Raw genomic sequence first — 14,442 nt, forward strand, 5'->3', positions numbered from 1 at the left:
CGCCATGACCGAAAAGACAACGAAAAGCCTGCTTTATCTCGACGGCGTCTCCGTCTCCTTCGACGGGTTCAAGGCGCTGAACTCGCTTTCCTTCATCGTCGAGCCGGGGGAACTGCGCGCCATCATCGGTCCGAACGGCGCCGGCAAGACGACGATGATGGACATCATCACCGGCAAGACCCGGCCGGACGCGGGCGCGGTTTTCTTCAAGGGCGATATCGACCTGACGAAGAAGGACGAGGCGGAGATCGCCCAGCTCGGCATCGGGCGAAAGTTCCAGAAGCCGACGGTCTTCGAGAGCCATACGGTCTGGGACAATCTGGAACTGGCGCTGAACCGCAGCCGCGGCGTCTTCGCGACGCTCTTCTACCGCCTGACGGGCGAGGACAAGGCGCGCATCGAGGAGATTCTGACGACCGTTCGGCTGACGGCGCGGCGCGACGACCTCGCCGCCAACCTCTCGCACGGCCAGAAGCAATGGCTGGAGATCGGCATGCTGCTCGCGCAGGAACCGGAACTCTTGCTCGTCGACGAGCCGGTGGCCGGCATGACGGATGCGGAGACGGCGGAGACCGCGGTCCTCTTGAAGGAAATCGCCAGGACACGCTCCGTCGTCGTCGTCGAGCACGACATGGGCTTCATCCGCGATCTGGGCGTCAAGGTCACCTGCCTTGCCGAAGGGTCGGTGCTGGCCGAAGGGTCGATCGATTTCGTCAGCAACGATCCGAAGGTGATCGAGAACTATCTCGGCCGATGAGCGGCGAGCGGAAGGACCTGTACCGATGTTGAGCGTCGAAAACGTCAGCCTGCATTACGGCGCCGCCCAGGCGCTTCGCAACGTTTCGTTCAAGGCCGAAATGGGCAAGATCACCTGCGTGCTCGGCCGCAACGGCGTCGGCAAGTCGAGCCTGCTTAGGGCAATCACCGGCCAGCATCCGGTGAGTTCCGGCGCAATCGCCTTCAACGGCGTGGCCCTCGATGGGCTGGCGCCGTTCCGGCGCGCGAAGCAGGGTCTCGGCTACGTGCCGCAGGGTCGCGAGATCTTTCCGCTTTTGACGGTCAAGGAGAATCTGGAGACCGGCTACGCGCCGCTGAAGCGCGCCGACCGCTCCATCCCGGACGATATCTTCAGCCTGTTTCCCGTGCTTCAGACCATGCTCGGCCGGCGCGGCGGCGATCTGTCGGGTGGCCAGCAACAGCAGCTCGCCATCGCGCGCGCGCTCGTCACTCGCCCGAAGATCCTCGTGCTCGACGAGCCGACCGAGGGCATCCAGCCGTCGATCATCAAGGACATCGGCCGGGCGATCCGATATCTGAGGGATTCGACCGGCATGGCGATTCTGCTCGTCGAGCAATATCTCGACTTCTGCCGCGAGCTCGCCGACCAGGTCTACATCATGGATCGCGGCGCCTTTGTCCACGCGGGACCGGCGGAGACGCTGGACAGCCCGGAAGCGCGCCGGCATCTGACGGTTTAGCTGTTTTCCACAGGGTGGAAAAGAGCCCAAGATTTCAGCGGCTTGTGTCTGCCGGGGAGGCCGCGTCATCTCCGCCGCGACAGAAAATCCACCGTTTCAATCGATTGTGTTTGCGCCCTCCGGTGCTTTGAACCATACTGCCGCCGCACGTTTTATGAAGGAGCATTACAAACCGTTACCGCTGACAGAATTGGCCATTTCGCGTTTCCGGCCTAACCACTCGGAGGAGACCCTAATGACGAATTTCCTGCCCGCCCTTTATGAAGGGCATGCCCCGATCACGCTGCAGACTCTCTTCAGAGATGCGCTCGAAGCCTATGACGATTGGGACGAAGACATGCCCGAACCGATCGTTTCCTTTGAAGGAAAAGTGGTGCCGATCAGCGCCGTCTTCGATTGGATGCGGCCCTGCACCGACATCATGCCGGCCAATATGCTCGGCATCGTCACCGACCGGCTGACGAAGCCCTGGAGCGGCACCGGACCACTCGACGAGATGACCGTCTCCACCGCCGCACGCGTCATGTCCGTGCTGGTGCGGCGGCGCCTAAGGCGCTTCGGCCGCGGTTCGATCGAAGCCTTCGCGGAGCGTTTCAATCAGCCGATATGCCCTGGACAGCCAGGCTGAGCCAGAGCAGGCCCCCCGCGCGAACGGCTTAAGCGCGACCCAGACCGCTTACTGCATGTTTCCTTAAATCGTATCCGATTTAAGGACGAAACATGCTGCGATTCGAAGTCCTACAGCGACCTTTGCGCGTCAGGTAAGACGCGCGCCGCTGTAGGGCGAAATGCGAGGCGTTCGGCGCCTTCAGGATTCATCTCGTTGCCTCGAGGTGGTATCATTCTGCCGCCGCCCCGGGACGCGAACGCGCCGGCGCCGAACGCATGTCAGGATCTTGCCATGACCCGCATCGTCGATCTCCGCGTCTTTGACCTGCGCTTTCCGACGTCTCAAAGCCTCGACGGGTCGGATGCGATGAATCCGGATCCGGACTATTCGGCCGCCTATGTCATTCTCGACACAGACCGGCCGGGGTTCGCCGGCCACGGCCTCACCTTCACTATCGGCCGCGGCAACGACATCTGCTGCATGGCGATCAAGGCCATGCGGCATCTGGTCGTCGGCCAGGACATCGGCAGTATCCTGCGCCAGCCGGGCCTCTTCTGGCGACATCTGACCGGCGACAGCCAATTGCGCTGGATTGGCCCGGAGAAGGGCGCCATCCATCTCGCCACCGGCGCGATCGTCAACGCCGTGTGGGACCTCATCGCCAAGGAGGCCGGCAAGCCGGTCTGGCGTCTCGTCGCGGAAATGTCCGCGGAGGAGATCGCCGATATCGTGGACTACCGCTACCTGACCGACGTGCTGACGCGCGATGAGGCGATCGACATCCTCAAACGCGCCGAACCCGGCAAGGCGGAGCGGATCGCGACGCTCGAGAAGGAGGGCTACCCGTGCTACACGACCTCCGCGGGTTGGCTTGGATACGACGACGCGAAGCTCCGGCGTCTTGCGCAGGAGGCGGTCGACCAGGGCTTCAACCATATCAAGATGAAGGTCGGCCGCGACCGCGCCGATGACATCCGCCGGCTGACGATCGCCCGCGAGGTTCTCGGCCCGGACCGTTACCTGATGATCGACGCCAACCAGGTCTGGGAGGTGAAGGAGGCGATCGACTGGGTGAAGGCGCTGGCCTTCGCCAGGCCCTTCTTCATCGAGGAGCCGACGAGCCCGGACGATGTCGCCGGCCACCGCAAGATTCGCGAAGCGATCGCCCCGGTTAAGGTCGCGACCGGCGAGATGTGCCAGAACCGCATTCTCTTCAAGCAGTTCATAGCCGAGGGCGCCATCGACGTCGTGCAGGTCGACGCCTGCCGGCTGGGAGGGCTGAACGAGGTGCTTTCCGTGCTGCTGATGGCGGCCAAATATCAGCTGCCGGTCTGGCCGCATGCCGGCGGGGTGGGCCTCTGCGAATACGTGCAACACCTTTCGATGATCGATTACATCGCCGTTTCCGGCACCAAGGAAGGGCGCGTGATCGAATATGTCGACCATCTGCACGAGCACTTCGTCGATCCGTGCGTCATCGGCAACGCCGCCTATATGCCGCCCGAGCGGCCCGGCTTTTCGATCGAGATGAAGCCGCAATCGATCGACGCCTATACGCATCGCGGTTAGCGGCAAGGCGGCGTGGGGAAAAATGCCTTGACGCGAATCAGTGGATGAATCATTCCTGTAACGGAATAGATCGCATATTCCGTAATTCAGCGTAGCTCAGCGATTGCTCTGTTAAAGAATGCGGCGGGCGCATTTGTGCGGCCGGCGAGGGGTGGCGCTTTGCCATTCGCTTGCCGCCCGGGAAGCGATTGCGCAAGGCACGAGGGGATTTTGACGATGGACATGAGTGGGTCGGCCGTGGACGCGGCAAGTGGCAAGACGGCGACCGCCGGTGCTGGATCTCGCCGGCCCGCCGACGAGGCGATCGCGGCCGATGCGCGGGCACTTTCCGAGCAGTTGAAGGCGATGCGCGACCGGCTGTTTGCGCCGACCGCCACGAAGACGCTCCGCAGCTTCACCTCCGGCGAGGCCGCCAGGCTGATCGGCGTTTCCGACGGCTATCTCCGGCAACTGTCGCTTGCCGGCGAGGGGCCGCAGCCCGACACCGGCATCGGCGGGCGCCGCTCCTACTCGCTCTCAGATATCAATGCGCTGCGCCGGCACCTCGCCGAACAGGCGCTCGCCAAGGGCAATGCCGCCAAGGCACGCGGCTACGTGAATTGGCGCGACGGCACGCGGGGCGAACATCTGCAGGTAATCTCCGTCACCAACTTCAAAGGTGGTTCCGGCAAGACGACCTCCTCGGTCCATCTGGCGCAATATCTGGCTTTGACCGGCCATCGGGTGCTGGCGGTCGATCTTGACCCGCAGGCCTCGCTGTCGGCGCTCTTCGGCTACCAGCCGGAGCTCGACCTGACCGGCAACGACACGCTCTATGGCGCGATCCGCTACGATGCCGAGGCGCGGCCGCTGAAGGAGATCATCCGCAAGACCTATTTCGACGGGCTCGACCTCGTGCCGGGCAATCTGGAACTGCAGGAATTCGAGCACACGACGCCGCAGGCGTTGAGCGCGCGGCAGAATGGTGCCGATGCCGGGCCGCTTTTCTTTGCCCGGGTGCAGGCCGCGCTTGCAAGTGTGGCCGACGACTACGACGTCGTCGTAATCGACTGCCCGCCGCAGCTCGGCTATCTGACGCTGTCGGCGCTCTGCGCCTCGACCTCGGTCATCGTCACCGTGCATCCGCAGATGCTCGACGTCGCCTCGATGAACCAGTTCCTCTACATGACCTCGGACCTCTTGAGCGTCGTGCGCGAGGCTGGCGGCGAGCTCAATTTCGATTTCCTCCGCTATCTCGTCACCCGCTTCGAACCGAATGACGGCCCGCAGGCGCAAATCGTCGGCTTCATGCGCTCGCTCTTCGGCGACCGGGTGCTGACCTCGGCGATGGTGAAGTCGACGGCGATCTCGGACGCGGGTCTCACCAAGCAGACGCTCTACGAGGTCGGCCGCGAGAATTTCACCCGCGCGACCTATGACCGGGCGATCGAGTCGCTCAATGCCGTCAACGGCGAGATCGAGGCTCTCATTCACGCGGCCTGGGGGCGTTAAGACATGGCTGGCAACAACCGGAAGAACGAATTGCGGGCGCTGTTCATGGGCGGGGCGCCTGCCGCCGCGCCGCAGGCCGCAGCGGACCAGCCGCCGGCCGGGCCGGCTGAGTTGACACCTGTCAACGGCCAGCCCGCTCCAACCGCGCCGCGGGCCGCGTCCGGCGCCGTCAAGGCGATGGGGCTTTCGCTCGGCAGCATCACCCGCGAGGCGGAGGAGGCGCGGGTGCTCCGCGAGGCACTGACCCAGGGCGAGCGCGTCGTGGCGCTCGATCCCGCGTTGGTCGAGGCCTCCTTCGTTGAGGACCGGCTGACCGACGGCGAAGTCGACGACCCGGATTTCCTCGCCCTCGTCGACAGCATCCGCGAGAACGGCCAGCAATCGCCGATCCTCGTTCGCCCGCACCCGGAAAAGCCGGGCCACTACCAGACTGCCTACGGTCACCGCCGCCTGAAGGCCGTGCGCCGCCTCGAGCTTCAGGTCAAGGCGATCGTCCGGCCGCTGACGGACGACGAGCTGGTGCTGGCACAGGGCAAGGAGAATGCCGAGCGGCGCAACCTCTCCTTCATCGAGCGGGCGCTCTTTGCCGCCGCCCTTGCCGCCCGCGGTTTCGACCGCAAGGTGATCGGCGATGCGCTCGCCGTGCAGAAGAGCGAATTGTCGCGGCTGTTACAGGTGGCCGACAGCGTGCCGCACGCACTCGCCCGCGCCATCGGCCCGGCCCCGAAGGCCGGCCGCGAGCGCTGGATGGCGATCGGTTCCTTGCTGGAGCGGGAAGAGGCGAGGGAGCTGGCGGAAGCCGAGATAGGCTCGCCGCGCTTCCGAAGCGCCGATACGGACCAGCGCTTCCAACTCGTCTTCAACCGGCTGTCTGAGAGCGACAAGCCGGAGCCGGAAAAGCCCGAGGAACTGAAGGACGAGGCCGGACGGGTCTTTGCGCGGCTGAAGCTCGACGGGAAAGCACCAAGGATCGAGTTCCTTCCCGGCACCCATCCGGCGTTCATCAAGGAGGCCGTGTCGATGCTGGCAAAATGGCACGCGACCTTCGTGGAGAACCAGAAGTCCTTGTAATTCGGAGCGTTTGCCCCTCATCCCGCTGCCGCGACCTTCTCCCCGCAGGCGGGGAGAAGGGGCGTGCCGCGCCGCCCCAATCCCCTCCTGTTCAGGAAAGGCAGGGGAAGGGCGGGCTTTGGATGCGGCTGCCGTCGGTAGCGTGAGGAGGGAAAGCGGCGCCGCGAGTCTCCTTCGCCCCGCGTGCGGGGAGAAGGTGGCCGGCAGGCCGGATGAGGGGCAATCCACCCCGTTCTCCCTCTTACTCGTAATCCACCCATACCCCGCCGGCATCGGCCGAGCGGACGCAGTTCTCGACCCAGCGCACGCCCTCCAATCCTGCATCGACGCCAGGGAATACCAGCTCTTCGATCCCCTCCGGCGCCAGTCCGCGATTGCCGTTGATCGCGAGAGCGAAGCGGCGGTAGAGGTTGGCCCAGGCCTCGAACAGGCCCTCCGGGTGGCCGCCGCCGATGCGGTCGTCGAGGCGGGCTTCCGGGTAGAGATAATCCATGCCGCGCTCGAGGATCCGGACCGGCTCGCCCTGGATCTCGTAGGAGAGCTGGTTCGGCCGCTCGTCCCACCATTCGACGCTCGCCTTCGAGCCGACGATGCGGACCTTCTGGCCGTGCATCGAGCCGGCGTTGACGGCGCTCGACCACACATTGGCGATGGCACCATTGTCGTACTCCATGAGCGTCACCGCATTGTCCTCGAGCGGCGCGCGGCTTTTCACGAAGCTCTGGCGCACGCACATCAGCCGCGTGATCTTCAGATGCGGCAGGATGACCTCGGAAATATAGAGCGGATGGGTGCCGACATCGCCGAGCACATAGCTCGGCCCGGCGAATTTGGGGTCGACCCGCCAGCGCGTCGACGGGTTCTGCTCCTCGACGGCGGCGCTGTGGAAGCCGTGGGCGAACTGCAGGTTGACGACGCGGATCTCGCCGAGGTCGCCGTTCTTCACCATGGCGCGGGCCTGCTCGATCATCTGGTGGCCGGCATAGCCATAGGTGACGCCGACGATGAGGCCGCGCGCTTGCGCCAGCGCCTTGAGCTCCTTCGCTTCCGCGACGGTGAAGCAGAGCGGCTTCTCGCAGACGACGTGTATGCCGTGTTCGAGCGCGGCCTTGCAGATCGAAAAATGGGTGTTGTTCGGCGTGGCGATCGAGACAGCCTCGATGCCGTCGCCGCGCTTCGCCTCCCCGGCGAACATCGTCCGGTAATCCGGATAGCTCCGTGCCTCGTCCAGCCCGAGGTCGATCCCGAAGGCGCGGCCGCGCTCCGGATCGACGTCGAAGGCGCCGGCGGTGAGTTCGAAGGTGTCGTCTCTCAGCGCTGCCGAACGGTGGATGTAGCCGATCTGGCTGCCGCGTCCGCCGCCGACCATGCCCCAGCGGATCGGGTTTTTCTTCGTTTCTGACATTGTGGTGTTCCCGGGTGTCTTTGTTGGTTGGAGTCTAGTTCTGCAGTCTCCGCTGGAGTCGCGTCACCCCCTCTGGCCTGCCGGCCATCTCCCCCACAAGGGGGGAGAGGATCCGCGGCGAGCCGCTCGCCTCAACATAAATGGTCCATATGCGGCTACGTCTCGAAGGGAGCCGAGCGCTGACCACAAGGTTTCTCCCCCCTTGTGGGGGAGATGGCCGGCAGGCCAGAGGGGGTGACGGGAGGCACCAAGCCTCAACGCCCTCAGAACCCGACCGAGCGCAGATAATCGCGGCTTACCTTCACGTCGGCGAGGCTGCCGGCGACGCTTGAAGGATCGCGCTCCTGCTCGACGGTGATGAAGCCGTGGTAACCGATCTCCTCCAAGGCTTGCTTGACGGCCGGATAATCGATGACGCCGCGGCCGATCGGGCACATGACGCCTTGCGCGCAGGCTTCGAAGAAGCGGATCTTTTCGCCGAGCACGCGCCGGAACACCGTCTCGTCGATATCCTTGAAGTGGACGTAATCGAGCCGGTCGGCATATTCCTTCAGCGTCTCGACCGGGTCCATGCCGGCGTAATAGGTGTGGCCGGTGTCGATGCAGAAGCCGGCGAGCTCCGCCGGGATGTCGCTCGCGATGCGATCGATCTCGTCGGCGAACTCGATATAGCCGCCGGCATGTGGATGGATGACGGCGCGCACCCCGTATTTGCTCATCGCCACTTCGGCGATCGCCTTGATGTTGGCGACCATGCCGGCCCAGGCTTCGTCGGAGAGCCGCGGCGCCCGCTCGGAATGGCCGGCGGCATAGTCGCGCTCGTCATGGCCCCAGTCCATGACGGTGAGGTAGGGCGTCGTGAAACGCTGGCCGGGCGCCGGTTCCGGTTGCGGCAGCCTGGTGATGACGGCGCAGATCTCATCCGTCTGCCGCAGCAGATTGGCCTGATTCGCCGGAGAGACGAGATCGTCGAAGATCGTTCCGGCGACGATGAAGAGCTTGCGGCCCTGAAGCGCCTTAGCGACCCGTTCGGACTCGAGCGGCACATAGCCGTAGGGGCCGAGTTCCAGGCCGCCGTAACCGGCGGCCGCGGCTTCGTCGAAGACCCGCTCCCAGGCGGGGAGGTTCGGGTTCTTGACGTCGTCAACGCCCCAGCAGCATGGGGCGGTCGTAATGGTGATGGTCACGAATGTTGTCCTATTTAGGTAAGTTTCTGCTTACGCGCGCTTGGCCGGCCAGTACTTGTCGACATATTTCTGGATCTCGGCCCGCATGAAGCGGCCGGACTCGTCGGCCCGGTCTTCCCAGCCGAAGACGCAGGCGGTGACGATGCCGTCGAAGCCGACCTCGGCGAGCGAGGAGAAGAAGACGTCCCAGTTGATCTCGCCCTGATACATGTCCATGTGCTGGTGGATCGTCACCTTGGCGCCGGGCGGGTTGATGATGTAGCGCAGGCCGGACGATGCCTTGTGGTTATAGGTGTCCGCGACATGCACATGGGCGATCAACGGACCGGCGTCGCGGATCATCTTCGCCATGTCGTCGCCGAAATAGAAGGTGTGCGGCGCGCAGTAGAGGAACTTGACGTTCTTCGACCCGATCGTCTTCAGCATGTCGATCGCCGGATGCAGCGTCTCGCACCAGTCTTCCGGGTGCGGCTCCATGTTGAGCGTCACGCCTTCGTTCTCGAAGACCGGCACCAGCTCCTCCATCGACCGCCACCAGGCCGCCTCGCTGTGCTCATGGGTGTGCATGCCGCCGCAGCAATTGGAGCGATGGCTGCGGTCGGGCGAGGGGCCGCGGCCGAATTCGGAATTCATCGTGTCGCAGCCCATCTCGACGGCGACCTGGATCGCTTCCTTCCAATAGCGCACCGCCGCCTGGCGCTCGTCCTCGTGCGGGCTTGCCCAACGATACATCGGCAGGATCGAGGCGAGTTTCACGCCGTGGTCCTTCAGCGCCGACTTGAATTCGGCGATCCGTTCCTTGTGCGCGCGCGGCCGCACCCACCAGGGGAGAAAATCGTCGCGCGGCGACAGCTCGATATGGTCGTAGCCGAGCTCCGCTGCCTTGCGGCACAGATCATGCAGGCCGAGGTGGCGGTGCATATAGGGGTCGAGTGCGATCTTCATGGGTAGCTCCTCCTTGGTGCCCTGCGCGGCAGTGGGCGACATTTTCCGACCGGTCTTTGACTTCGGTTTCCTCCCGAACTGCGGGACAGAATACCGGGGGGCGCCGCGGGCTTCCAAAGCTTCCGTGATCAAATTTGATCATTGACCGCGGCGGATTGGGATGCTTCGCTGCAACGCGAATTCGAAGGAAGAGTCTCTTGACCAAGGTGACCTTGAAGGATGTGGCCCGGGAGGCCGGTGTCGGCACCGCGACCGTCGAGCGCGTCCTCAACGACCGCGGCGGGGCTCGCCCGGAAACGGTCGAGAAGGTCTTTTTCGCAGCCCGGAAGCTCAATTACCGGCACGGACTGCCGCAAGCTCATCGGGGCCTGATCCGTATCGAGGTGATCCTGGTGAGACCCGACACGAGCTTCTATTCCCGCATGAACCAAGCCTTCGAGCGGATCGCCGCCCTGTTGGACAAGAGCATTGTGGTCCACCGAACCTTCGCGCGTGAGAACGACCCGGTCGATTTCGCCCACCACATCGCCAATCCGGCCGTCCGTCGCTCTGCCCTCATCGTCGTGGCGCCCGATCATCCAGAGGTCGTGGTAAGCCTGAGGGCGGTCGCCAGCCGCGGGACGCCTGTGGTGCAGATCATGACACGACCGGCGCCGGAACTTCCCTATGTCGGGATAGACAACTATGCGGCGGGGAGGACGGCCGCCTACTACATGTCGAAGATGCTCGTCGGGCGACGAGGTCCTTTCGTGGCGCTCTGCCACAGCGGCGCCTATGAGAACCACAAGGAACGCATCCGCGGCTTTTCCTCCTATCTCGCCGAGCACGCGGGCGAACACCTCTTCAGGCAGGTGATGTTCGACTATGACGACGACCTCAATTCGATGGAGCTGCTGCGCGGGGCATTGCGCGACGCCCCGGAGATCATCGGGCTCTACACCGCCGGCGGCGACAACCGATCCGTCGCCGCGGTGCTGAAGGAGCATGCGTCGCGGCGCATCTTCTGGGTCGGCCACGAGCTATCCGAACAGTCGCGCGGCGCTCTGCGCGCCGGCATCATGTCGATCGTCCTCGACCAGGCGCCGGAGATCCAGGCGCGCCGCTCGATCGACCTGACATTGCGGTCGCTTGGTCTGATCGACATAGAAGTGAGCCCCGAGCCGGTGCGGTTTCTGACGATCACGCCGGAGAACCTGTAACGTTTCCCGGGCGAGCCTCTACACAAGGGGGCACCCCCCTCTGCCCTGCCGGGCATCTCCCCCACAAGGGTGGAGATCGGCAAGGCGCGGGCTCCCTGCTCCATGGTCCCTACGGCGGTAAGCTCTATACAGAAGGGAGGGTACCGCAAACACTCTGCCATTCTGCGGCGTTGGCTGGCCGGCGAATACGTCGATGCTGGCCGATCTCCCCCTTTGTGGGGGAGATGCCCGGCAGGGCAGAGGGGGGTATCAACGCCCGGTCCCGTTTTCGCCATTGCAGTCTGCTGCGGCCCCACTCATGCCCCAACCGGCTGAGGTTTCCGCCTGTTGATCAAGCGCTTGGCAAGCCTTTGACCGGGTTTCTCGACGGCGAAAAACGTAATCCAGGCAGCGACGTAGACCAAAGGCACCAGAAGAGCGGTCACCGCGGCGAAACGCGCAGGCGCCGTGATCGTGTCGCCGAATGCGCCGATGAACCAGGCGGCGATCGGCTGCAGAAAAATGAGGTGCCAGAGATAGGCGCCGAACGACAGTTCGCCCAGCCAATGGAAGAACCTGTTTCCGAGCGAGGCGGAGAGCGCGCGAAGCCTTTCGCTGAGCGCCCCTCCGACGAGGCGATGGTAGAGCAGGGCGAAGAAGATTCCGACGAGCATGACCCGCATCAGCATTTTCGTCGCCGTCATGTCGCCGCCGATCGGCAGAAGGGCGAGCGCGATCGCGGCCAGGCCGTGGAGGAGAGCCTTCGATCCGTCGGCGTGAAGACCAAGCGCCAGAAGCATTCCGCAAAGGAAGATATGCATCTTCAAGGGCAGGAACGCCGGCATTGGAAAGTGAATCCCAATGAGGCTGGCCGTCGACACGATCGCCGCGGCAAGGACGACCGTGAGCAGCGCGCCTTTCAGCCAGCCGGATTTCTTGAGCAGAAGCATGATGAACGGAAAGGCCGCATAGAACTGCATTTCGAGCCCGATGCTCCAGTCGGGCAGGGGAGTCCGATAGGCGTAGTCGGGAGAGAGGCCGAAGAGAAAGCTGACATGCATCAGCCCGTTCGTCAGACCGTTGTCCAGATAGCGCTGCGGCGATTGCGGTGTCCGGTCGAGGAACGCATCGATGGCCATTCTCGATTCGAACAGCCAGGCGCCGAGCATGAGGGCGACCGCCAGAAGAACATAATAGAGCGGCGCGATCCTCAGGAAACGCCGAATCCAGAAGCTTACCCAGGTCGAGGTCAATTCCCATGGCTCCTTGCCGGCACGAAGCTGGTAGTGAAACACCATCAGGAAACCGGACAGCATGATGAAGAGATCGACGCCGAGATCAGGCTCGGACAGGACCGGCAAGCGCCAGCCCGTCAGCAACAGTGCATGGCCGATCATCACCCAGAGAGACGCCAGGCCTCGAAGCCCGTCCAGACAATCGATTCGAGTTTTGCGGGGATCATGGTCAGCCATCAGTACACTTCGTCCTTGTGAGCAACTAAAGGTTACTGCCGCGCGCTATGTTGCGACGCACAAGGGAATGCCTAGAGGCGGACTAAGGCGATACTAAGTAACGGCTGAGGCGGCCCGGGGCCCGAGGGCGGTTCCGAAAAAGCCGGCGGACCCTCTGCATGTTTCCTCGAATAGCTGACTGCGGGACAACAACATGCATCGATTCGAGCCTGCAGCGGCCCTTGCGCGTCTGATAAGACGCGCAAACCGCAGCCGTCGATCAGGCGCGGCCGGCCCGCGCATCCAGGCTCAATCCGCCCGCGCCGAATGCCACGATCTGCAGAAAACCGCCGGTAATCGCCAGATTCTTCATGAAGTGGATCAGCTGATTCGTGTCGTCGAATTCCATGTGAAAGCCGAGGGCCGAGGCCAATGTGAAGGCTGCCAGGACGAGTGCTACCAACCTTGCCTGATAACCGAGCACGAGCAGGATGCCGCCGCCGATCTCTGCGACCAGAGCGATCGCATAGGCAACTCTGGGGAGCGGCAGATTGGCCGCCGATATGTAGGCGATGGTGCCGGCGGGATCGGCTGCCTTTTCCACTCCGGAAACGATGAAGATGACGGCGAGGAGGAGGCGGCCAACGAGGGCGAGGGAACTCTGAAGTGCGGCGTTGTTGCTCATGTCAGTTCCTTTCCTGGGATAGCAGGCGCAGCAGAATCGCGGTCCGCAGTTTGCGCTGCCGCTGCCGCGCATTACCTCATGACATCTCCCCTATGGTAGTCGGGAAGGTGGCTGCCGGCGCTCTCTTCCACGTACAAATGTAGCGTCTTTGCCGCGGAAGTTTCTTCCTCGCTGGAATGAAATTCAAACGGGCGCCAATTCTCGTCCTTGAGGCCTCCGGAACCTTTCGCCATCGATGATGTTGGACCCTGATTGGCCCGCCTGATCGGGCGCCAAACTGACGCCGGGCGGGCCTGGGAGGAAGCCATGATCCGCATGATGCCTTCGCTGTTTCTTCCGCGCCGCCGCCTGCTGCAGTTGGGCCTCGGAGCCACGTTCGCCTCGAGCGCGGGCCTCGCTCGTGTCTCGCTCGCGGATGAACCAGCTGAACCGATGGACGAGGATATATTCCAGTTCGCGCTCAACCTCGAATATATGGAAGCCGAGTATTACCTGCGTGGCACGACCGGGAAAGGGATCGACGATGCCGATGCAGGTGCGGAGGCCGGCACCGTGACCGGCGGCAAGCAGGTCTCTTTCGATACGCCCGCGGTCGGCGAGTTCATGAGCGAGGTGGCGGAAAACGAACTTGCTCATGTGAGGTTCTATCGCAAAACCCTTGGCGCCGATGCCGTGTCGCGGCCGGCCATCGATTTCGACGCCGGCTTTGCAGCAGTTGCAAAAGCCGCAGGGTTGGGGGAGGACTTCGACCCCTTCGGCAACGAGATGAACTTCGTGCTCGGTGGCATGCTGTTCGAAGATGTCGGCGTCACCGCCTATGCCGGCGCCGCGACAGTTCTGAAGAACGAGGACTTCCTCGCCGCCGCCGCCGGGATCCTCGCCGTCGAGGCCTACCACATGGGAATGGCCCGGTCGACGCTCTACAGAATGGGCGAAGAGGCCTGGAAAGCGGCTGCCGCGGTTTCCGATGCTCGCGACAAGATCGATGGATCGGACGACAAGGACCAGGGCCTTCAGATGGAGGGCAAAGCGAACATCGTTCCTTCGACGCCGGATGCGATCGCCTTTACCCGGACGCCGCAAGAGGTGCTGCGCATCGTCTATCTCACCGATCAGGAGGGTGCGACCAAGGGTGGCTTCTACCCGAACGGGATGAATGGAAAACTCAACAGCACCTGAGCCGTTCGCGATGGGGCCGACCAGGCGAGGCTTTGTTTCCGTGCCTGGTCCGGGCCTCGGGGGCTTTGCCACAGTCTGAAATTCTCCTATCTGAAACAGAAATTGAACGGCGATCCTCTGCGGCGATGCGGTCGTCGAAAGGTCCGGAAATCCTCGAACGAGCGTCCGGAAAGTGGTGCCGGGGATGCCGCCA

At 63.7% G+C, this 14,442-nt stretch carries 13 protein-coding genes; 8 read left to right on the forward strand and 5 right to left on the reverse strand.

Going from position 1 to position 14,442, the window contains the following annotated elements; genetic code table 11:
* Nucleotides 1-4: 4 nt before the first annotated feature.
* From urtD to repB, 6 genes are all read left to right on the forward strand, one after another.
* Entirely contained in the window at nucleotides 5-757 is a 753-nt protein-coding gene (gene urtD, locus AU381_RS22960) for an urea ABC transporter ATP-binding protein UrtD (RefSeq protein ID WP_064244209.1), read from the forward strand.
* A gap of 25 nt (nucleotides 758-782) precedes the next feature.
* Nucleotides 783-1,478: an urea ABC transporter ATP-binding subunit UrtE gene (gene urtE / locus AU381_RS22965; protein ID WP_064244010.1), complete on the forward strand. Its 696-nt coding sequence runs from the start codon at nucleotides 783-785 to the stop codon at nucleotides 1,476-1,478.
* A 235-nt stretch (nucleotides 1,479-1,713) separates the two neighbouring features.
* Complete coding sequence (locus AU381_RS22970) at nucleotides 1,714-2,106, forward strand: BRA0787 family protein (protein ID WP_064244011.1); 393 nt, start codon at nucleotides 1,714-1,716, stop codon at nucleotides 2,104-2,106.
* Nucleotides 2,107-2,379: 273 nt separating this feature from the next.
* Nucleotides 2,380-3,657 (forward strand): L-fuconate dehydratase, encoded by a 1,278-nt coding sequence (locus AU381_RS22975; protein ID WP_064244012.1) that lies wholly within the window; start codon nucleotides 2,380-2,382, stop codon nucleotides 3,655-3,657.
* A gap of 216 nt (nucleotides 3,658-3,873) precedes the next feature.
* Nucleotides 3,874-5,148, forward strand: coding sequence for a plasmid partitioning protein RepA (gene repA / locus AU381_RS22980; protein ID WP_064244013.1), 1,275 nt, complete (start codon nucleotides 3,874-3,876; stop codon nucleotides 5,146-5,148).
* Nucleotides 5,149-5,151: 3 nt separating this feature from the next.
* The gene (gene repB / locus AU381_RS22985) at nucleotides 5,152-6,219 is read left to right on the forward strand and encodes a plasmid partitioning protein RepB (protein WP_064244014.1); all 1,068 of its coding nucleotides are present in this window, start codon (nucleotides 5,152-5,154) and stop codon (nucleotides 6,217-6,219) included.
* Nucleotides 6,220-6,460: 241 nt separating this feature from the next.
* Here the strand turns inward: repB and AU381_RS22990 are convergent, their stop codons facing one another.
* The 3 genes from AU381_RS22990 to AU381_RS23000 form a co-directional block, all read right to left on the reverse strand.
* On the reverse strand, nucleotides 6,461-7,624 hold the full coding sequence (locus AU381_RS22990) for a Gfo/Idh/MocA family protein (protein ID WP_064244015.1): 1,164 nt from the start codon (nucleotides 7,622-7,624) through the stop codon (nucleotides 6,461-6,463).
* A gap of 263 nt (nucleotides 7,625-7,887) precedes the next feature.
* Complete coding sequence (locus AU381_RS22995; protein WP_064244016.1) at nucleotides 7,888-8,811, reverse strand: TIM barrel protein; 924 nt, start codon at nucleotides 8,809-8,811, stop codon at nucleotides 7,888-7,890.
* Between the two features lie 30 nt (nucleotides 8,812-8,841).
* On the reverse strand, nucleotides 8,842-9,756 hold the full coding sequence (locus tag AU381_RS23000) for a sugar phosphate isomerase/epimerase family protein (RefSeq protein WP_064244211.1): 915 nt from the start codon (nucleotides 9,754-9,756) through the stop codon (nucleotides 8,842-8,844).
* Nucleotides 9,757-9,953: 197 nt separating this feature from the next.
* On the opposite strand from AU381_RS23000, the gene AU381_RS23005 reads away from it, so the two are divergent.
* Nucleotides 9,954-10,955 carry a LacI family DNA-binding transcriptional regulator gene (locus AU381_RS23005; RefSeq protein WP_064244017.1) on the forward strand — a complete coding sequence of 334 codons (1,002 nt, stop codon included), beginning with the start codon at nucleotides 9,954-9,956 and terminating at the stop codon, nucleotides 10,953-10,955.
* A gap of 296 nt (nucleotides 10,956-11,251) precedes the next feature.
* On the opposite strand, the gene AU381_RS23010 is transcribed toward AU381_RS23005, so the two are convergent.
* Entirely contained in the window at nucleotides 11,252-12,406 is a 1,155-nt protein-coding gene (locus tag AU381_RS23010) for an acyltransferase family protein (RefSeq protein ID WP_064244018.1), read from the reverse strand.
* A gap of 259 nt (nucleotides 12,407-12,665) precedes the next feature.
* Nucleotides 12,666-13,070: a DoxX family protein gene (locus tag AU381_RS23015; protein WP_064244019.1), complete on the reverse strand. Its 405-nt coding sequence runs from the start codon at nucleotides 13,068-13,070 to the stop codon at nucleotides 12,666-12,668.
* A 306-nt stretch (nucleotides 13,071-13,376) separates the two neighbouring features.
* Between AU381_RS23015 and AU381_RS23025 the strand changes: the two genes are divergently transcribed.
* Nucleotides 13,377-14,249, forward strand: a complete 873-nt coding sequence (locus AU381_RS23025; protein ID WP_064244021.1) for a ferritin-like domain-containing protein — start codon at nucleotides 13,377-13,379, stop codon at nucleotides 14,247-14,249.
* Nucleotides 14,250-14,442: the final 193 nt, after the last annotated feature.

It is taken from the genome of Sinorhizobium glycinis (assembly GCF_001651865.1).
Taxonomy (GTDB): domain Bacteria; phylum Pseudomonadota; class Alphaproteobacteria; order Rhizobiales; family Rhizobiaceae; genus Sinorhizobium; species Sinorhizobium glycinis.

Coding starts and splice junctions, on each gene's coding strand:
- AU381_RS22970 (WP_064244011.1), top strand. CDS start 1,714: ATGACGAATTTCCTGCCCGCCCTTTATGAAGGGCATGCCCCGATCACG.
- AU381_RS22990 (WP_064244015.1), bottom strand. CDS start 7,624: ATGTCAGAAACGAAGAAAAACCCGATCCGCTGGGGCATGGTCGGCGGC.
- urtD (WP_064244209.1), top strand. CDS start 5: ATGACCGAAAAGACAACGAAAAGCCTGCTTTATCTCGACGGCGTCTCC.
- AU381_RS23025 (WP_064244021.1), top strand. CDS start 13,377: ATGATCCGCATGATGCCTTCGCTGTTTCTTCCGCGCCGCCGCCTGCTG.
- repB (WP_064244014.1), top strand. CDS start 5,152: ATGGCTGGCAACAACCGGAAGAACGAATTGCGGGCGCTGTTCATGGGC.
- AU381_RS23010 (WP_064244018.1), bottom strand. CDS start 12,406: ATGGCTGACCATGATCCCCGCAAAACTCGAATCGATTGTCTGGACGGG.
- urtE (WP_064244010.1), top strand. CDS start 783: ATGTTGAGCGTCGAAAACGTCAGCCTGCATTACGGCGCCGCCCAGGCG.
- AU381_RS23000 (WP_064244211.1), bottom strand. CDS start 9,756: ATGAAGATCGCACTCGACCCCTATATGCACCGCCACCTCGGCCTGCAT.
- AU381_RS22975 (WP_064244012.1), top strand. CDS start 2,380: ATGACCCGCATCGTCGATCTCCGCGTCTTTGACCTGCGCTTTCCGACG.
- AU381_RS23015 (WP_064244019.1), bottom strand. CDS start 13,070: ATGAGCAACAACGCCGCACTTCAGAGTTCCCTCGCCCTCGTTGGCCGC.
- repA (WP_064244013.1), top strand. CDS start 3,874: ATGGACATGAGTGGGTCGGCCGTGGACGCGGCAAGTGGCAAGACGGCG.